Annotated in this window: 8 protein-coding genes and 2 tRNA genes; 6 read left to right on the forward strand and 4 right to left on the reverse strand. The window is 48.7% G+C overall.

Annotated elements, in window-relative coordinates:
• The first annotated feature begins 357 nt into the window (after positions 1-357).
• Positions 358-1,182 carry a GLPGLI family protein gene (locus tag G499_RS0103470; RefSeq protein ID WP_026998794.1) on the forward strand — a complete coding sequence of 275 codons (825 nt, stop codon included), beginning with the start codon at positions 358-360 and terminating at the stop codon, positions 1,180-1,182.
• A 64-nt stretch (positions 1,183-1,246) separates the two neighbouring features.
• A complete protein-coding gene (locus tag G499_RS0103475; RefSeq protein WP_051295869.1) occupies positions 1,247-3,943 on the forward strand; it encodes a carboxypeptidase-like regulatory domain-containing protein in 2,697 nt (898 codons plus the stop codon).
• Between the two features lie 48 nt (positions 3,944-3,991).
• Here G499_RS0103475 and G499_RS0103480 read toward each other — a convergent pair.
• The 4 genes from G499_RS0103480 to rpoN form a co-directional block, all read right to left on the reverse strand.
• A tRNA-Arg gene (locus G499_RS0103480) sits at positions 3,992-4,065 on the reverse strand.
• A gap of 37 nt (positions 4,066-4,102) precedes the next feature.
• A tRNA-Arg gene (locus G499_RS0103485) sits at positions 4,103-4,176 on the reverse strand.
• Positions 4,177-4,275: 99 nt separating this feature from the next.
• On the reverse strand, positions 4,276-5,034 hold the full coding sequence (locus G499_RS18580) for a phosphatase PAP2 family protein (protein WP_154658298.1): 759 nt from the start codon (positions 5,032-5,034) through the stop codon (positions 4,276-4,278).
• A 100-nt stretch (positions 5,035-5,134) separates the two neighbouring features.
• Positions 5,135-6,607: an RNA polymerase factor sigma-54 gene (gene rpoN, locus G499_RS0103495; protein ID WP_026998796.1), complete on the reverse strand. Its 1,473-nt coding sequence runs from the start codon at positions 6,605-6,607 to the stop codon at positions 5,135-5,137.
• A 558-nt stretch (positions 6,608-7,165) separates the two neighbouring features.
• Between rpoN and G499_RS0103505 the strand changes: the two genes are divergently transcribed.
• From G499_RS0103505 to G499_RS0103525, 4 genes are all read left to right on the forward strand, one after another.
• The gene (locus tag G499_RS0103505) at positions 7,166-8,872 is read left to right on the forward strand and encodes a hypothetical protein (RefSeq protein ID WP_035726309.1); all 1,707 of its coding nucleotides are present in this window, start codon (positions 7,166-7,168) and stop codon (positions 8,870-8,872) included.
• A 644-nt stretch (positions 8,873-9,516) separates the two neighbouring features.
• A complete protein-coding gene (locus tag G499_RS0103510) occupies positions 9,517-13,947 on the forward strand; it encodes an Ig-like domain-containing protein (RefSeq protein ID WP_026998798.1) in 4,431 nt (1,476 codons plus the stop codon).
• 262 nt (positions 13,948-14,209) lie between these two features.
• Positions 14,210-19,351 carry a T9SS type A sorting domain-containing protein gene (locus G499_RS0103515; RefSeq protein ID WP_154658299.1) on the forward strand — a complete coding sequence of 1,714 codons (5,142 nt, stop codon included), beginning with the start codon at positions 14,210-14,212 and terminating at the stop codon, positions 19,349-19,351.
• 235 nt (positions 19,352-19,586) lie between these two features.
• Entirely contained in the window at positions 19,587-20,396 is an 810-nt protein-coding gene (locus tag G499_RS0103525) for an alpha/beta fold hydrolase (RefSeq protein ID WP_051295871.1), read from the forward strand.
• Positions 20,397-20,438: the final 42 nt, after the last annotated feature.

Genomic DNA, 20,438 nt, shown 5'->3' on the forward strand with positions numbered 1-20,438 from the left:
GCGTTTTTTAAAGGTTTTTCAAAAGCAATAGAAAACACACGAAGAATAAAATATTGAATTAAAGCCAAAAACAACACAAAAAAGTTTGATGCGGGAGCCCTATCATTAATGGATGTGGAAGTTGGTCTTTATAGATATTTTACCAACTCTACCATATGAGGGCTTGCACCATCTTGATTTGCGCATAAAGCTACTGTAAGGTCTGCGTACGGAAGCAGTTTAGCGATAAAATAGAGGCGATAGCTAGCTCTCTGTAGATTTATGAAATACAGCTTTCGAAGTGAAGTTCTAAAGAGAAACTTCCTGTTAGATAATTACAACACACAAGCTGAAACTCAAAACATTTTCCCAAACCTGATGAAACAACTCATACTCTTCCCTCTGTTATTTCAACTATCCCTACAACTTACTAAAGCTCAAATACTTGACTACCAAATACTTGCAGTGTATGAGCTTCACTTTCAGCCAGATTCAACCGATTCGGCATACAAGATTAAAACAGAACCTTATCATCTCTACACTGGAGCAAACCAATCGCTGTATATCAGCACCTACGCTTGGCAGCTTGATTCTTTGGTTTATGAAGGCCATATAGACCCTAACGACGTAAGCGCGATGGAGCGTTTGTTGAGGATGCCGCAACCCAGTTCGAGGGAGGCCTTGCTCAAAACGTATCGGCAAGGAGGCATGACGGTTTACAATCACGTGATTTCGTTATATGTGTATGAGGATGCCACCAAACTGATTTGGCAAATCCAAGCAGAGCAAAAAACAACAGAAGCTGGTAGTGTCTTGACCAAGGCCACCACCAGCTTCCGTGGGCGTAACTACACAGCGTGGTTTGACGAGAACATCCCCGTCTCCGATGGGCCGTATAAATTTGGCGGCTTGCCCGGCCTGATTATACAGATTGCTGACGACGAACAGCACTATGTATTTGAGGCGGTGAAGGTGGTACATTTTCCCAAAAAACAACAAATCCACATTCCTTATGCCACACACGCAAAGCCTATCACCTATCAACAGTTCAAAGAATTGAAAGAAGCTTATTCAACAAACCCTTTGGCGATGTTAGAGATGGGTGGGGGCTTCATATCCGAAGCCGATAAGCGCAAAACCAAAGAAAATATTCAACAGCAAAAAAGCAGGAATAACAACCGCATTGAGCGCAAGCCGGATTAGTGTGGGCACAGAAACAAAGCAAACAATATTAGCAGCAAGCCTCCCTTGCTCATAGGCGAATCTTATGTTACAAAATATAGGAACTGACTCAGCCAAAATACTCTCTAAAAATATTTGGGGCGCAAGGTGGTATACTTTGAGGCTATTGCTAAGTATGTTATTGGCCTTGGTGAACGGGATGCAAGCCCAAACCATGCTGACAGGCCAACTGACCGGTACCTCAGGGCAGCCCTTGGTAGGGGCAAGTGTTACGGTTGCCGAAACAGAAACCGCTGCACCACTTGCCTTTGCCATTAGTGATGCACAAGGCCGTTTTGAAATACAGGTATCAACCACGACCACCCAACTGTGGCTCAGTGTGCGTAGTTTGGGGTATGCCCCACAACGCCGGCAAATCGCCAATCAAAGCCAACAAATCCAGATTACGCTTGTCGAGCAGGCCTTGGAGTTGGAAGAGGTTGTACTTAAGCACTCACCCATCACCCAACATGGCGATACCATCAGCTATGATGTAGCGTCTTTTGCCAACACTCAAGACCGCAGCATCGCAGATGTACTCAAACGAATGCCGGGGATTGATATACTCGCTGATGGGCGGGTCTTGTATCAAGGGAAGCCCATCAACAAGTTTTATATAGAAGGATTAGACTTGCTAGAGGGGAAATACAACCTTGCCAGCAAAAACCTCCAACACAAAGAAGTGGACAAGGTACAAATACTCGAAAATCACCAGCCCATCAAGATACTGGACGGGGTGGCTTTTTCGGACAAAGCAGCGCTCAATATCAAACTCAAAAACCAGCATTCATTCACTGGGCAAGCCGAGCTGGGACTTGGTGCGCTCCCCCTGCTATGGGAGACCAATATTACCCCTATGCTTTTCAGCAAAAAACAACAGATGTTAAGTACTTACCAGAGCAACAACTCAGGGTACAATATCGCTGAACAACTTAAAACCCTCACAATCGAAGATTTGCTCGAACAAAAACTGGTAGAAGAAAAACAAGATTGGCTTGCCATACAAACACTCAATACCCCAAACTTTGCAGACAATCGATGGCTCGATAACCAGACCCGCCTGCTAAGTACCAATGTTCTTCGAAAGCTGGGTAAGGACTACGAACTACGCCTCAATGCCGCATATCTCAACGACTTACAATGGCAGGAGGGCTTCAATCAAACACTGCTTTTTACCTCTACAGACACCTTTGGACTGCGCGAAGAGCAGTACAACCGCCAGCATATCCACAGTGTGGAAACCGACCTGACGCTCCAGCGTAATGCCTCTAACAAGTACCTCAAAAACAGCCTACAGTTTCAAGGATATTGGGATAGCCAACAGGGCAGTCTCCTGCTCAATGAGCAAGCCATCACACAACAACTCAGCAATCCGTACTTTCGACTTTCCAACCGTTTCAAGAGCATCAGACCTTGGGGCAAGCAGCTTATTACACTCAAATCGTATGTTAGCCTGAGCCAAACACCACAAAGCCTAGTAGTCAGTCCGGGGCAGTTCGAAGTAGCCCTCAACACCGGAAACCCCTACGAGAGGTTACGGCAAGATGTCCTGCTCAAGCGCTTATACACCGACAATAGCCTTGGTTTTAGCAGAACTTGGAAAACCTTCGTTTTTAGCCCTAGAGTAGGTTTTGTGATCGAAAATCAGGCCTTAAACACGGAGTTGTTGGTCAACGAGCAAAGCCAAGCAGCTCCTGATTTTGCCAACCGCTTACAGTGGCTTCATAGCAAGAGCTATGCAGCCATACAGACACAGTTTAGGCACAAAAAATGGCGGATGGAACTAGATCTACCCCTTAATTGGCATCTATACCATCTCCAAGACCGCTCTTTGGAGGCAGGGCAAGCGCTCTCGCAGCTTACTTTTGAACCAAAAGCCAACGTTGTGTTTGAGAGTATGTTTTGGAAACTCAACCTTACAACAGGGTTGGGCAATCAGTTTGGGGTAGTACAAGAGTTGTATTATGCTTTTCTACTCAAAGACTACCGCCAATTACAGCGTATTAACACAGCCCTGCCGGAGCGTTTAAATCATAACCTTGGTGCAGCGGTAACCTACAAAAACCCACTCAAGGCATTATTTTGGAATCTGTCTTATACTTACAACCTTACCCGACAAAACCTGCTTTTTGTAACCAACATAGACACTAACGGAGCTATCACCTTAGAGGCATTGGAACAGGGTAATTTTCAAACAACACAGTTGCTGGTATTTCGTGCCAACAAATATGTCAATCGGTGGAATGCCAACGTAGGGATTGGCACCAATTTTATGACCAGCAGCCTAGAGCAAGTCCTCAACGAACGTTTAGCAAACATTTACAACCAGTCTTTGCAACTTCACGCCAAACTCAACTTAGACCTTACCCAGTGGCTGTCTACCGAACTCAAAAGTAGTTGGCAGATTGCACGCAATCGAATAGATGATAGCCCCAACAACACAGCTGTGTTACAAAGTCAATTATTTCAGTTACACATATACCCCAAAGAGAAGCACTATATCGGTCTAAATACCGAATACATCCAGAATACGCTTTTTAGCGAAAACACCCAAAACCTATTTGCTGACTTGACCTACCGACATACTTTTTGGGGCACAAAAATTGATTTTGAGATTCAGTGGCGTAATATCTTTAACAATCTCAGTTATCAGACACTTCACATTGAGGCGTTTCGATACATCGAAACTAATTTTATGCTACGCCCCTCACAAGTCTTGGCCAAGTTGCGTTTTTCGCTCTAACAAGCCCAGACCAACGAAAAAAGCCACCGACATTGTCAGTGGCTTTAGTGACCTCGCCAGGATTCAAACCTGGAACCTTCTGATCCGTAGTCAGATGCTCTATTCAATTGAGCTACGAGGCCGGATGATGATAAGGTATAAAGTCCTTTTTGGCTTTAGTGACCTCGCCAGGATTCAAACCTGGAACCTTCTGATCCGTAGTCAGATGCTCTATTCAATTGAGCTACGAGGCCATTATTTTGTGTCCCTATCATCGTTTTGGGAATGCAAATATCTACCCTTTTTTTGGGTTGTGCAAGTGATTTTAGAAAATTTTTATAACAAGCTCACTATCAGGTGCGTAAAAAATAGGTCAGCACCAGAAAGCAGCAGTTCATCCCTAGTAGGGCTCCGATACCTACTTGCATTGGCGTGTGGGCATTGAGTTGTAAGCGGGCGCTCATGACAGCCCCTCCAAGAAAGAAAGTCAGTGCCAGTGGCACTAGCAGTGCGCCGTCAGGTTGTTGTTGGCTGAGCGCCAAAAACAGACCTACAATCCCTCCCATAGCGGCGCTGTGGGCGCTGATTTTCCACCAGAAGCTGACCACTGTTACCAAGGCCAGTACTAGCGTTACGGCGATGAGTATCCAAGAGATGAGCGGCAATACAGGCACACGCTCATAAAACAAATAGGCGGCAATGCCATAGAAGAGTGTTGTCAGGGCAAAGGGCATCCGGCGTTCTTCGAGCTTGGGCATTCCGAGGTCGTTGATATAATGAAAGAGGTAGAAGACCAAGAGGCTCAGCATAGGCATCATGAAGGTCGTCAGCCAGAGCATCAGCCAAAGCTTCCAAAGGGTAATTTGGCTGAAATATCCGCCTTGGTAGGTCAGTTTATCAGGATAAAAAGCAATCAGCAGTCCCACAAAGAGGCTTGTCAGACCAAGGGGGTGAAAAACCACTGAAAGCCCCAAGGCGACCCAGTCGGCAGGGCGATAACCTTGGTAAGCCGCCTGCCACGAGAGCGAGGGCGCTTCTAGACCTGAGGGCGGTTGTTCGGAAGGGGTAGGGGTGTCGTTCAAGGTGTATACAGTAGGGTTTGATGTCGTCATTGGGCAGTAAATAATGTAGGCAGATTAAGCCTGCAAATAAGCTGCCGAATATTTACAAAACCCCAAAAATAGGGCTAAAGTTTGGTTTATTGTGTGTTGTTTATAGTTCTTTGCGGAGGCGGGCCACGGGGATACCGAGCTGCTCGCGGTATTTGGCTACAGTACGGCGGGCTATTTTGTAGCCTTTTTGTTGTAGTGCTTTTTCGAGCTTATCATCGGAGAGAGGTTTGCGTTTGTCTTCGTTGTCTACCAGCTCTTTGAGCGCGTTTTTGACTTCTCGGCTGCTGACATCCTCGCCTGAGTCGGTCGCAATCCCTTCAGAGAAGAAGTATTTGAGCGGGTAAATGCCAAAATCAGTTTGGATAGACTTGCTATTGGCCACACGCGAGATGGTAGAGATATCCATATTGATTTTGTCGGCTATATCTTTGAGAATCATTGGCTTGAACTTGCTCTCGTCGCCATCCAAGAAAAACTCGTATTGGTACTCAATAATGGCGTTCATCGTGCGTAGCAGGGTTTGCTGCCGTTGTTTGATGGCATCAATAAACCATTTGGCCGCATCAATCTTTTGTTTGACAAACGAGACAGCCTCTCGGGTCTGTTTGTCTTTTTTGACACTCTTGCTGTAAGAGTCCAGCATTTCGGCATAGGTATGGTTGATTTTCAGCTCTGGCGCATTGCGTGAGTTGAGACTCAGCTCAAGTTTGTTGTTGTTATTGACCAAGATAAAATCAGGGATGATGTATTGCCTACGGGCAAAAGACGTAGAGATATCGCCGGGTTTGGGGTTGAGCTTGGTAATGACCCCGATGGCTGCCTTGAGCTGGTCTTCATCAAGGCCGACCCGTTTTTTGATTTTGTCGTAATGTTTTTTGGTAAACTCCTCAAAGCAGCTATCCAAGATGCGGATGGCTAGGGCGTTGGTTTCGAGGTCTTCATCTTTGCGTTTGAGCTGTATGAGCAAGCATTCGCGCAGGTCGCGGGCACCAATGCCGGGTGGGTCAAAATACTGAATTTTCTTGAGCATCTCCTCTACCTCTTCTTCGGTAGTGATGAGGTTTTGGCCAAAAGCCAAGTCATTGACAATGGCTTCGAGTGGGCGACGCAGGTAGCCGTCATCATCTAGGCTGCCGATAATCTGCCTGCCAATGGCGCGGTGATGGTCATCCAAGCCCAAGAATGACAACTGCGATAATAGCCCTTCGTTGAGCGTGGGCAAGCTCGGAATAGGGATTTCACGCTCTTCTTCGCGCTGGCCATTGCCATCGCCATGCATTTTATAGCCGTGGAGCTCCTCTTCATTGAGGTAATCTTCGATGCTGATGTCGTCGAGCGGGTCATTGTCTTCGTACTCGTCATAGTCGTCGAGCGGGTCATCATCATCATATTCGCTGTCAGCCATATCCTCCTCCTCTTTTCCTTCTTCGAGAGCGGGATTGATTTCTAGTTCCTCCTCAATGCGGGTGTTTAGCTCTGCGGTCGGTATTTGTAAGAGCTTGATAAACTGAATTTGTTGAGGGGAGAGGGTGGTAGTGAGCTTTTGGGTTTGGTTAATGCCGAGTTTGGACATAGTTTCAGTGCCTTTTGTTCTTTTTTCCCCAATTTACGGATAAGACTAGTTTTTGGTACAGTTATTGCTAAGTTTTTTCTGAAAAATTTGATAAATACCAAAAAATAACAGAAAAGTACAATAAATTTAAGAAAAACAGCGCTTATCCAACAGGGTAGGCAAGGGGCGGGGTGTCATTTTTGGGTTTGCCTACACAGCCGGCTACTAAAATACGCAAATCCTTGGTGATGCAAAATAAAGCTTGGCATTTATGTTGTGGACTCAATGGAAATTATACCCCATCAAATTTAGTTGGGGAAATGTATATGCCACTGGATATTTTGGGAAAAGCATCTCGGAGCTCCAACTCCAAGATAAGCTGAGGCCTTATTTGGAGGGTAATATATGACTTAGCCCGCCGTGGGATTTGGGGAAATGCCCAGTGGTGTGGGACATGTGTATGTTGAAAATCTCTGAGAATCAAGAAAATCAAGGAAGCATCGAAAATCAAATCACGAAAACCATCAAATCAAATAAATCTTGGCATAACTTCGCCCCTCAATCCAACTGTGTAAACTTATGCGATTGCTACAAATCAGCTTTTTAAGCCTGTTGCTGCTATATGTGGGCAGTTTTTCGGCTACTGCCCAACGACTCTACACCCCTGTCGATGCGAATTACAAACATTTGGCCGAGCGCTACGAAATCCTTTCAGGTTCGTTTCAGCCTCGTCTACAAAGCAGTGCGCAGCCTTTGGAGCGCAAAGCCTTAGCACAAATGGCCGATAGCCTCTTATTGTCTGAAGATAACTGGAGCCGTGCGGATAAGTTCAACTTGACCTACCTCCAAATCGATAACCACGAATGGAGCGAGGGCAATGCCGCTGAGGCGCGCCGCCCGATTTGGAAGATATTTTTTGAGAAAAAATCAGATCTCTACCACTATCGCGACAAAGACTTTGAGTTGGTCATCCGTCCGGTGTTGGATGTACGCCTAGGCCGCGAGCAAGGCCGCGACCAATGGCTCTATACCAATACCCGAGGTGTGGAGCTGCGTGGGAGTATAGGCCGCAGGGTGTCTTTTTACAGCTACGTAACAGACACACAGGCCGAGTTGCCGGGCTATGTCAATGAGCGTATTGCCCGCCAAGGTGCGATGCCCGGCGAGGGCTATTTCAAGCAAAAACCCGGCGAAACCAAGGTCGATTTCTTGACCGCACGCGGCTACTTGACCTTTGATATCCTCCCCAACCTCATCGATTTGCAATTTGGCCACGACAAACTCTTCATAGGCAATGGCTATCGTTCGTTGGCACTGTCGGACAATGCGGCCAACTATACTTTTTTGCGCCTCAATACCCAAGCGTGGAAATTCAAGTACCAAAGCATTTTTGCGCAAATGACGGCCGAGGCTTTCAATGCGGATGGTTTTTACCCACAAAAGTTTATGGTGATGCACCACCTCAGCTTCGACCTTACGCCCAAGCTCAACATCGGAGTTTATGAGCAGGTCATCCTCAGTCGTGCCGATACAACCAACCTCACCAATGGGCGGGGCAGCGGAGGGATTGATTTGGCTTATCTCAACCCTGTGATTTTTTACCGTTTTGTAGAACAACAACTTGGCAGCCCCGACAATGTAGGGGTGGGGCTGGATTTCCGATGGAATCTCTGGAAGCGCCTTCAACTCTACGGACAGGTGTATTTGGGCGAGCTCGTGGTGTCGGAGCTGAGAAGCAACAGAGGCTGGCGCGGCAACAAATATGCCCTACAAGGAGGGCTGAAATACATCAACGTGGCCGGTATCCGTAACCTCGACCTCCAACTGGAGGCCAATATGGCACGCCCCTATACCTATTCGCACAACTTCACCTACCGCGAGCAAAGCCACTACCAGCAGGAACTGGCGCATCCGCTGGGAGCAAATTTTTATGAAGGCATCGCCATTGTGCGTTATCAACCCCTACCACGCCTACAGCTACAGGCCAAGGCCTTTATTGCTCGCCAAGGTATAGACGGGCCGGACGGCAACAACTGGGGCTCGGACATCTTCCGAAACAACGGCGATTTTGTACAAGAGTTTGGCAATACGCTCACCCAAGGCTTTGAACGCCGCTGGCTAATGGCACAACTGACGGCTAGCTATCAAGTACGACACAATCTCTTTGTAGATTTGGTACAGGTCATCAGACGCAACGATGTGCCAGACCTCTCCATTGCCGACCGCACCAACTTTAGTTCTATGGCCATCCGCTGGAATATGCCCCAAAGACAGGCTGCTTTTTAATAACAACACGCAGAGCTTGGCCGAATGTATGAAATCTATATTCAACCACAATTGGTTTGAGAAATGTGTGTGCTGAAAATCCTTGATAATCAAGAAAATCAAATCTTGTGAATCTTGGTATAACACCGTCTGTGGAAATACAAACGCAGGCGGTGATGAGCCAACGCTGGCGAGTCCTTCAATTATATAAATCCGGAGAGAAAATACCCGACGATATGTCTTCGAAATAGCTTTAAATTTTGTTTCATTACACTAATACAGTTGGATTATATGACTGTAAGCTTTGTTTGTAGTTGTTATTTTTGAGAATACAATCTTATCAAAATTAAATTTTTATTAAAGAGCCAATCGCTTACTCTGCTAGTTATCGAAGAACATAATAAGCAGAAGAACATAATAAGCAGATTTGGCTTTGTGTTTTGAGAAGATAATATAAAATGAAAACAGTATTTTCGGCTACTTACTTTTTGTAAATAGCTAAAAATCAGCACATTAATTGTAATAGTTGACTATTGTGTATTTTTACTTGGTTACCGTGCTAATGTTTTCACGTATACAGTGCTTGTAGAGCAATTTGGCTGCGATTTGTAAAAAGCCAAAAACTTACTAAAAAATCACATATACTTAAAATCACCTCATATTGTATGAAAGGTGCTCGTAAATCTTTGGGCTCAACAATATTCTTTGTGTTTGTATTGAGCTTGTTTTATTGGAATGTGATCGGGACAGTATCTGCACAAACCATCACGGTAGGAACAGTCAGTCCCACTACAGTGTGCTCCGGCTCTACTATTCTCATCCCGATTACAGCTACGGCAGGCTTTCAGCCCGGCAACTTTTTTACGGCAGAGCTTTCGGACGCAGCCGGTAGTTTTGCCAGCCCAATAGCCATCGGTACACTCATTGGCACTACCAATGGCACCATCGTAGGTACGGTACCAGTGAGTATCCCCACCGGCAACAACTATCGCATCAGGGTACGGGCAGAAGACCCGGCAGTGATGAGTGGCAACACGAGTGTGGCTATCCGCATCTCGGCACAAGCCGGCGACCCCAGTGTGTTTGGCAATAACGAATGGCGGGTATATGCTTTTGATGGGAATATTTTGGCCGGAACAGCCGAGTACCGTGGGTTTTATACCGAAACCAACTTGAGCTTCAACTCCGCAGCACGTTGGGCACAGGGCAACACCCCTAGTGTGGCCAATGCTACTGGAGGCGCTGCTTATCAAGGTTGTGATGTAGCGCTAGATTTTCATTCTGTGAGCTACAAACGCCGTGGCTTTCCTTGTGGATTTTATCAAGTCGACATTATCCGCACAGACACGTATCAAATCCTTATCGATGGGGTAGTAGTAGCTACCAATACCGGTAGCGGCACAATCAACAACCGCTGGCGTGGGCTTTTGGGCCCCAATACGGAGATGGAAATCCGGTGGTATGATGACACTGCGCCCAATGTCAACTCCCGCTTTCAGGCCACCTTCAACATATTGGCTCCTGAAGCCTTGGTGGTGCAGCCTGTGTTGCCTATTTGCGCCAATACCCAACGGACGGTAAACCTAATCACTAGCACTACCGCTAACAACCCAATAGACTTTAGGGTAAACCCTACGGCCTACACCTTTACTTGGAGTGGCCCCGCAGGGTTTACTACTAATGCTGATGGGACTTCGATGACCACAGCCATCGGGGGGCACGGCACCTACACCCTCACAGCCACACACAATACCAACGGTTGTTCTATCTCGACCAATGTTGTCGTGGCTTTAGCGCCTCCTCCCTCTGTCGCCGTTACGCCTACCAGTCCGACCATCTGCGCAGGGGAGCGTGTTACCCTTACGGCCACGGGCGCTACCACCTATTCTTGGCGTAATGCCGCGACCAATGTACAAGTAGCTATGGGCGCTACCGTTACGCTCAACCCCTTGGTTACGACTACCTACAATGTTATTGGTAGTGATGGCTGTACCAATACGACAACTACTTTCACCATCAATGTAAATCCTGCCCCTACCGACCCCGGTACTTTTGGCGATGGTTTTTGGTTTGTGGCCTGTTATGATGGGAATAATTTTGATCGCTATTATGGCTATTATACTGAAAACAACCTCAGCTTTAGCGCCTCTGATCGTTGGCCGATTGCCGGCAGCCCTTCGAGCGCAAACGCTGCTTCGGGGTTGCCCTATACCAGTCCACTGAGCTGTACAGTGCCTGTAGACCAACATTCGGTCAGCTACCGCCGCCGTAACTTTCCTTGTGGGTATTACCGCATCACCACCCGTCAGAATGACGACCAAGGTTACCTGCTAGTCAATGGGGTTGTTGTTTGGGAACGGCTTAGCTCATCGACCACTGCCGTTACGGCTTGGGAGGGCTTTTTGGGTGCAGGCTCCACGGTGGAGTTTCGTTGGCGCGAAGGAACCGGCAACTCCCGAGGCAGCTTGGAGTTTACTACAATCGTCTCAGAGCTACAGCCACTGACCAGCCCGGCAACGGTTACGATATGCCAAGGCACGAGCACTACCGCCGTCCTAAATCCGCTACCGGTACAACGCTTTTTCAACGCTGCCGGAGACCCTACAGGCCAAGGCGCGGCTACGCCTGTCAGCTGGTCTGTGATTACGGGCAGCCCGGCTGATTTTACCATCACGCCCAATGCCACCGGCGCTGTTATTACAGCCGACAATACCCCCAGCCCCAATCCGGCTACAATCCGTTATCGGTTTACCGATCCAGCTTCGGGTTGTGTGGTAGACAAAACCCTCAACATACGGGTGGATCCGCTGCCTAGTCCGGCGATTGTCGCTTCAGCAACGACTATCTGCGTTGGTGGGAGTGTAAACCTTACCGCCAGTGGCGCCAATACTTATGCTTGGTATGATGCTGCCACTGGTGGCAACCTGCTGGGTACAGGGCTTAACCTGACAGTCAGCCCTACGACAACGACGACTTACAGGCTGGAGGGGAACAACAATTGCGCAACCATCGCCCAAACGATTACCATTACCGTGCTGGGACCTACGCTCGCAGGCACGGAGTTTGGGAATGACGAATGGATTGCACATAGTTACGATGGCGCACTGATTACCGACCCGGGCAACGCCATATATCGGGGGCACTACACTCACAAAAGCTTAAGCTTTGACTCGCGCTCGCGCTGGGCGCAAAATCTCAGCCCTTCCGCAGCAACCACCACCCTCCCCGACGGCTCTGCGGCATACATAGGCTGTGCCATAGGGAACGACAACCACTCCATCTCGTTTAGGCGCACCAATTTTCCTTGTGGCTTTTATGTCATCAGTGTAGGGCGCGACGACCGGTTTGTCTTGCGTATCAATGGAGTGCAAGTAGCAGCTTCAGCAGTGGCTGGTTTTACGCCCAATGTGTGGGAGGGATTGTTGGACGAATCCTCAAATGTAGAGTTGGTGATACAAGAAGGTACAGGAAACTCCTATGGACAGATAAGCATAGGCTTTTTGCTTGGCTCTACCACACAGTCTGTCTGGAGGGGTGGGGTGAGCAGCGATTGGTTCAACGCCCTCAACTGGTGCCCACAAGTACCTACCGCCACTACGGATGTGGTCATTCCCGGAGCTGGGGTAACGTTCATGCCCATTATTGATGAGGAGGGGGCTGTTACTAAGGACTTACAGATTGCCGCAGGTGCTACCCTGACCATTCTAGGCACGCGCACGCTAGAAGTACACGGCAGTTACTTGCAAGAGGGGATATTGGTAGCGAACAACAGTACCATTACCTTACAACACAACACTACTCCCAATGACATCACCGTGCAGGTGTCAGGCACAGGAGCTTTTTACAACTTGGTCGTGAATAAGCTGGCGCATCAGGTGCAACTCAATAGCCCCATTACAATCAATGGACAATTGCGCTTGACCAATGGAGAGTTGAATCTTAACACGCGCACACTCACCATTACCAACCCCGCAACAACGGCTATCGTGCGGGAGAACAACGCCTTTATCCGTAGCGAAACCAATGCGGCCAACAATACAAGCATCGTTTGTTGGGAAACCGGAACCACCACCGGAACCTATGTCTATCCCTTCGGTACTGCGCCCAATGCCGATGGCTATATCCCCTTGAGCATTCACAAAACAGCGATTACGACCAACACCCGCTTTTGTGTGGCTACCCGCGCTACAGCAACATTTAATAATGTGCCCTATGCCACTGGTACCAATATGAACAGTGTTGTTGGTGGCGGACCGCTCTTTGTGGTAGACCGTTGGTGGAACATCACCTCTAGTGTCAACCCTTTGCCCGCACCCGGCGTGGACATTACCTTCCGTTATCGAGGGGTAGAGAACACACTTCCAGCACCTGCCAACACAGAACAGCTGGCAGTTCAGAAATTTGAAGCCAGTTTCAACGACTGGGAAAGTCCCTTCTCTGGAGGAGCCAACGGCGTAACCACTGGGGTAGGAGCCGTGCAGGCTTTAGGTGTGCGACGCTTTAGTCCTTTCGTGATTACCTTAGCGTCTACACCGCTGCCTGTTACGCTCATCAACTTTGACGCTAGAGCCATCAATAACGACCGCGCTGTGCAGCTCGACTGGAGTACGGCTTATGAGCAAAACAACCAAATGTTTGTCTTGGAGCGCTCCGGCGATGGAGAGCGGTTTGAGCCCTTCGCACGAGTACTGCCCGATACAAGTCCTATCGGGGTGCGCCGCTATCAACATGTCGATGATGCGCCACTGGCTGGTACTTCTTACTACCGTTTGGTACAGGTAGACATTTCCGGACAGGCAAACCCACAGAGGATTGTGTCGGTAAGCCTCAGACCTGACATAGGGCTACAAGTCTTGCCCAACCCTTCGGATGGGTATTTTGTGCAATTACGCTTGCACGATACACCCAACGCCACCGTACAAGTCAACTTTGTGAGTATCAGTGGCAATAGGATACATCAGCTGAGTCTTCAAACAGATGCTGCGGGCTTTTGGCAGGGAGATGTGCGCTTTCCGGTCAAATTAAGTACGGGAGCTTACATCGTCGAAACGAAGTCAGGTGAGCACCGCTTTTCGCAGAAATTTATTGTACATTAAAGTATAACCCTGAGTTATTAAATTGAAACTGGTTTCGTAGTCTTTAAAATACCGAGGTTTGTCGATGTTTAATATAGGTTTGTAGAATACAGGCTTACCATCTGGTGGCAAAGCGTATCAATTATCAAAATAATCTGGTATTGATTACAGTGCAGACCAAGCAGCTAAAACACGCCAAATAATGAACTACTCATTTAATATTTTGGAAAAAAATTACTTGATGTTTGTATCCAAAATAGCTTCACATACAGAACAATATTTTGTGAAAAAGCTTTTGCTTGTGGTAGTAATATTGTTTTCGCATCAAATACAAGCACAAACCATCAACGTAAACAATGTCAGCGGATCGCCTTTTTGTGCTGGAGATGTGATTTCGGTCAACTTCATAATTGGGGGTACTTTCAATAGTGGCAATACTTTTTTTGCAGAGCTGTCCGATGCCTCTGGAAGCTTTAGCAGCCCTACGGTCATAGGCAGCCGAATAGGGACTACCGCCGGAACCATATTTGCTACTTTACCCCCAGCCACCCCTGCCGGTACGGGCTATCGAGTGCGCATTCGCGCCAATGACCCTGTAGTGCTCAGTACCAATGTAACGACGGCGTTTATTGTGGGAAATTTTACGAGCGACCCCAATACTTTTGGCAATGGCCGCTGGTTGGCACATACTTACCGCGCCAATGATTTTACGCAGTATGTAGGCGCTTTTCAGACCGGAACAGCGCTGAGCTTTAATTCTGAAGACTATTACCCCCGCAATAGCCGCCCTTCGGAGGCCACGGGCTATGTCGGATGCCAAACCCAAAACAACAACCATTCAGTAGATTATCGCCGTACAAACTTTCCCTGCGATTATTACCAAATCAATATTCCGACACACGAAGACCACTGTGAGTTGATTATCAACGGAACGACTGTTTTCAGCCAAACCGGAGCTGGTGGTCCTCATAACAATGTTTGGAGAGGCTTTTTAGGACCTAGCTCACAGGTGAGTTTTCGGGTACGAAAGGTGAATAACAACGAATCACGCGCATCACTGACCCTTATCCCTGCACCCAATCCATTGGTACTTACCAATGCCGTTATCAAGTGTGCTGCGGCTACAGTAGCGATGACAGTATCAGCCCCAATGCCTCTAAACTATACTTGGTCTCCGGCGGTGGGCTTGAGCAGCACTACGGGGGCAACCGTCAGTACCAATGTTACAACCAATACTACGTATACCGTTACGGGCACTGACCCCGTTACGGGTTGCCAAGTCAGCCGTACAGTCGAGGTCATTATCGATGACCCCAGCCCGCTAAATGTCAGTATTGCGGCCACAGACCTGAATATCTGCCCCGGGCAGTCGGTAACACTTACGGCTTCTGGTGCGGCTACTTATACTTGGAGCGGTGCGGGGTTGAGTAGCAGCGCAGGCGTTTCGGTGATAGCCACCCCCACTACCACCACCACCTATACCTTGACAGGCAGCGATGGCTGTAGTAATACGGCCACTACCACTATTACCATCAATGTAGGTGCACCGCCAAGCGTAGACCCTAATGTATATGGCATCAATACTTGGAATGTATATGCTTATGCGTATACAGCACCACTCAACTTTGCTACAGCTACTTTGTTGGGTAGTTATGTACACAATGGCCTGAGCTTTGACTCCAACGATCGTTGGGGGCAGACAGCTTCGCCTTCTGCCGCCACAGGCTACGTGGGTTGTCCCGTACCCAATGACTTCCACGTAGTCAGTTATCGACGTGAGGGCTTCCCTTGTGATTTTTATCAAATCAACATCCCCCATCACGATGATCAATACTGGCTTTATATTGACGGCAATTTAGTGGCTTCGGGCAACTGTTGTGGTGGGAGTAACAATGCTTGGAGAGGTATTTTGAACGAAAATAGCCGGGTGGAATTCCGCTGGCGCGAAGAAGCGGGCAACTCTAGGGGTGGGGTGACTTTTGTTCCTATCAATCCGATTTTGACACCTCCTTCGACGGTATGCCTAGGAGATGCTATCAACCTTTTGGCTCAGAACGACCCTACAGCTACTTATGAATGGCGCGATGCATCCAATAACATTATCGGAACAAACCCTACAGTAAGTGTCAGCCCTACTGCTACCACAACCTACACCCTGCGGGTTACGAAAGGAACTTGTGTGGTTACGAATACCGTCCTCATTACTGTAGACAACAGCTCGCCCGTAGTAATAATTACGCCGGCTTCGCCGCAAATTTGTGGTGGGCAAAGCGTAACCCTTACCGCCACTGGAGCCAATACCTATATCTGGCGCGATGCGTCCAACAACATTATCGGCACCAACAATACCATTACAGTAAGCCCTGCACTCACCACAACATACTCCGTTGTAGGCAGCATTGGGTGCGCCAGCGGAACGGCCACAACTACGGTAACGGTAGGCGGTATGGGCGACCCCAACGAGTTTGGCAACAATGTCTGGAATGTGTATGCCTATGACGGGCGCGCATTCAACCGTTATTTTGGCATGTATGTAGAGCCGGTGCTCAGCTTTAACTCCCTTAATCGCTGGCCCAACAATGGTAGTCCCTCACAAGCCTCGGGCTACGTAGGCTGTGTAGTGCCGAATGACCTGCACTCGGTGCGTTACAAGCGTCGTGGATTCCCTTGTGGCTATTATCAAATCGATGTCGTCCGCCACGACGACGAATGTTGGCTCATCATCGATGGCGTTACGGTCTACTCGCGGGCAACCTGGAACCCCAACGAGGTCAGCAATGTATGGCGTGGTTTTTTAGGGCCTAATAGTGAGGTAGAGTTTCGCTGGGGGGAAGGTTCGGGAGGCTCTAATGGCACATTACGTTTTACAGACTTGGCCACCACGCTAGGCTTCACCTCCCCCGATGTAACCATCTGTGAAGGCTCTAGTACCAACCTCAGTGCCAATATCCCGACCGTCAGTGGTGTAACCTTTGAATGGATTACTGACCCTGCTTTTATTGAGTTGAGCAGTACTACAGGCAACAACGTAACCGCTACAGCGCGGCCTGGTGCCAATGGCGTAAGGACAGTTACCTGCCGATTGGTAGATTTAACAACGGGCTGCACGGTAGACCGAAACACTACCATCACCGTAGATCCATTGGCCAATACCACGCTTAGCGCCCCCGTATCACAGGTGTGTATAGGCGAGTCGGTTACTTTTGTGGCTACTGGAGCCAACACCTACAGCTGGTCTGCCTCTACTGCGCCGGGCGTAGCCAACCTAAGTGCCACCACCGGCAACAGCATTACAGTCAGTCCCACCGAAACGACTACTTATTATGTAGACGGCTCCAACAACTGCAATGTCAAACGCGACAGCGTAACCATCACCGTACTCAAGCCTACCATTCCAGCCACGACCTTCGGCGATGGGGAGTGGAATGTGTTTGTCTATGATGGCAATATCATCACCAATCCGGCGCTACCGCTCAAAGGTCATTATACCGAAAAAAGCATCAGCTTTGATTCCCGCAATCGTTGGAATGCTAACGGAACGCCCTCTAGCGCCACTGCTCGCCCCGATGGCTCGCAAGGGTATGTCGGCTGCCCTGTAGGGGTCGACAATCACTCGGTGATTTACAAACGAACCAACTTCCCTTGTGGAGTATATACTATCAGTGTGTCCAACCACGACGATGCTTACCGTCTGCTGGTCAATGGTATCCTAGTTTCGTCCAACAATGGATGCTGTACCTCACAGCCCAATGTGTGGTCGGGGCTTTTGGATGAGCATGCGACCATCGAGTTTATTTGGCAGGAAACCGCCGGCGGTTCCCACGGCGGGTTGAGTATCGGGTTTTCCTTGGCTTCAGCTACTACCGCCATTTGGACAGGCGCACAAAACACAGATTGGTTCAACCCCCTCAATTGGTGTCCGAGCGCACCCACCGCCACTACCCGCGTCATCATTCCGGGAGCAGGCGTTCCCCAAATGCCTGTCATCGCGGCTAACGGAGCAGTGTGTGAAGGCTTGCAAATTGATGCAGGGGCAAGCCTGATGATTCAGCCCGGCTTTGAGTTGGGGGTTTATGGGGATTGGCAAAACAATGGCACAAGCTCACTTACAGGCGCTACGGTACGCTTTCTGGGAACTGCCAATGCCAATCTGGCCGGAGCAGGTACGCAAAACTTCCATCGGTTAGTAGTAGACAAAACCGGAGGCCGCCGCCTACGGTTGGAGCGGCCTGTGAGTGTGGCAGAGCAGTTGGTGCTGCGCAATGGAGAGCTGATGCTCAATAACCAAACCCTCACCATTCAAAACCCCGCCACCACGGCCATTACACGTGAAAATAATGCCTTCATCCGAAGTGAAACTAATGCGGCGATAAACCCGAGCATTGTGTGCTGGAATACTGGCACCAATACCGGCAACTACGTATATCCCTTTGGTACGGCTGAGAACGCTGCCGGATATATCCCATTGACTATCCAAAAAACAGCCATTACAACCAATACACAGTTCTGTGTGGCTACACGCGCTACTGGAGTAGACAATGTGCCTTTTGCCCAAAGCACACATATGAACAGTATCGTAGGTGGTGGCCCTTTGTTTACGGTAGACCGTTGGTGGAACATCACCTCCAGTGTCAATCCGCTGCCGGCTCCCGGTGTAGATATTCGCTTTACTTATCGGGCAGCTGAAAATACGCTGCCAGACCCTGTGCAGGCTTTGGCCGTACAAAAGTTTGATTTCAGCTTTGCCGATTGGCTAAGCCCCTTCTCAGGAGGGGGGACAGGAGTGAGCAGCGGCATCGGAACAGTCGATGCCCAAGGTGTACAGGCTTTCAGTCCCTTTGTCATTACCTTGGCGAGTCAGCCCTTGCCCGTAACCCTGCTCAACTTTGAGGTGCAGGCGCTGCCCGAGCGTCAGGCAGTGCAGGTAGATTGGACTACGGCACACGAACAAAACAACGCCCACTTTGTCGTGGAGCGCTCTGCCGATGGGAGAACTTTTGCAAGCATTGCCCAAGTTCCTGCCAACACCCAAGACCTGCGCCTGCGTCGCTATCAGTATGTCGACCAAGCGCCACTGCCCGGTACGTCTTATTACCGTTTGCGGCAAGTAGATATATCTGGCGAAGCCCAAATCTATCGTACAGTGGCCGTACAGTTCCAACAGATGTATGGGCTACAAGTCTTGCCCAACCCTTCGGATGGGTATGCGTTGGGTCTTCGCCTTCAGGAGGAAAGCAGTGTGGGAGTCCAAATCAGCATTCGTGCAATGGACGGGCAGACAATCAGGCGGCTCAATGTCCGTACTGACAGCGCCGGAAGGTGGCAAGAAACGCTCGTATTTCCCCAAAAACTCCCTGCTGGAGCTTATCTGGTTGAAGCCGTCAGCGAAGGACATAGCTTTGTAGAAAAGCTAATAGTGAGATAAACGATTGGCATAACCATTTGTGAATAATGGAAATAAGAGCATCAAATCTAGGTAGGCTTTTCTGGAGCTTTGGTACAAATCTTATCACCGAGCTCACCGAAAAGCCTCATCCATTGAATATTGATATAGTTGGGGAAATGAGTGCGCGCCAAAAATCTTTGAAAATCAAGAAAAACAGATAAATCTTGGTGTAAAATTGTTATTTTTGTTTAAACCTCACTAAACAAAAATATCAATGAAAACCGACTACATCAACACCAAACCTTCGCTCTCACTATACTATGAGCGACAGGGCAATACCCAAACCAACAAACCTCCTGTAGTCTTGATACACGGACTGGGGGGGGCGGTTTGGAGTTGGGAAAATCAAATACCGGCCTTCACCCAAGCCCACGAAGTAATCACCTTAGACTTGCCCGGTCACGGGCGCTCTGAGCATCCAAACTGTTGCTATCAGATTGATGATTTTGCGCAGGTGGTCATCCAACAAATAGAAGCCTTGGCATTGCCTCCTTGCCACCTCGTAGGCCTGTCGATGGGTGGCATTATTGCCTTCCGAGTGGCCGGCCTACGCCCCGACTTGGTGCGCAGCCTTGTGATTGCCAATACCGGCCCCGAGCTGGAGATGGACTGCGCCCAAACGAGCGCGCTATTTTGGCAACGCGAATGGTTTATCCATCATTTTAGCATCGAAAAAATAGCCCAATTTTTGGCCAGCCGCCTGTTCCCCGAAGCTGCGCAAGCGCCTACCCGCGAGCGTTTTCAGATAGAATGGATGAAAAACGACCCTACAATGTATCGTAATAGTTTCAAAGCCCTTATAGCGTGGCGTTGTTATCCCGAATACTTCCGCATACCAGCGCCAGTACTGATGATAGGCTCTGGCAGTGACTATACCAGCGTCGCCCAAAAAGAACGCTTTGTACACAAACTCCCACACGCATATCTCCACATCATCCCTAACTCCCGCCACATAAGCCCGCTAGACCAACCCCAAGCGTTCAATGAGGCTGTATTGGCTTTTTGGGCGCAATATGAAGCATAGATTGAATCAATAATCAAACAACGGCCAATCAAGCTTGCTAAA

This window comes from Eisenibacter elegans DSM 3317 (assembly GCF_000430505.1).
GTDB lineage: Bacteria > Bacteroidota > Bacteroidia > Cytophagales > Microscillaceae > Eisenibacter > Eisenibacter elegans.

Excerpts from the sequence above, each read along its gene's own strand:
- rpoN (WP_026998796.1), bottom strand. The coding sequence starts at position 6,607 with ATGTCCAAACTCGGCATTAACCAAACCCAAAAGCTCACTACCACCCTC.
- G499_RS0103475 (WP_051295869.1), top strand. The coding sequence starts at position 1,247 with ATGTTACAAAATATAGGAACTGACTCAGCCAAAATACTCTCTAAAAAT.
- G499_RS0103470 (WP_026998794.1), top strand. The coding sequence starts at position 358 with ATGAAACAACTCATACTCTTCCCTCTGTTATTTCAACTATCCCTACAA.
- G499_RS18580 (WP_154658298.1), bottom strand. The coding sequence starts at position 5,034 with ATGACGACATCAAACCCTACTGTATACACCTTGAACGACACCCCTACC.
- G499_RS0103510 (WP_026998798.1), top strand. The coding sequence starts at position 9,517 with ATGAAAGGTGCTCGTAAATCTTTGGGCTCAACAATATTCTTTGTGTTT.
- G499_RS0103505 (WP_035726309.1), top strand. The coding sequence starts at position 7,166 with ATGCGATTGCTACAAATCAGCTTTTTAAGCCTGTTGCTGCTATATGTG.
- G499_RS0103525 (WP_051295871.1), top strand. The coding sequence starts at position 19,587 with ATGAAAACCGACTACATCAACACCAAACCTTCGCTCTCACTATACTAT.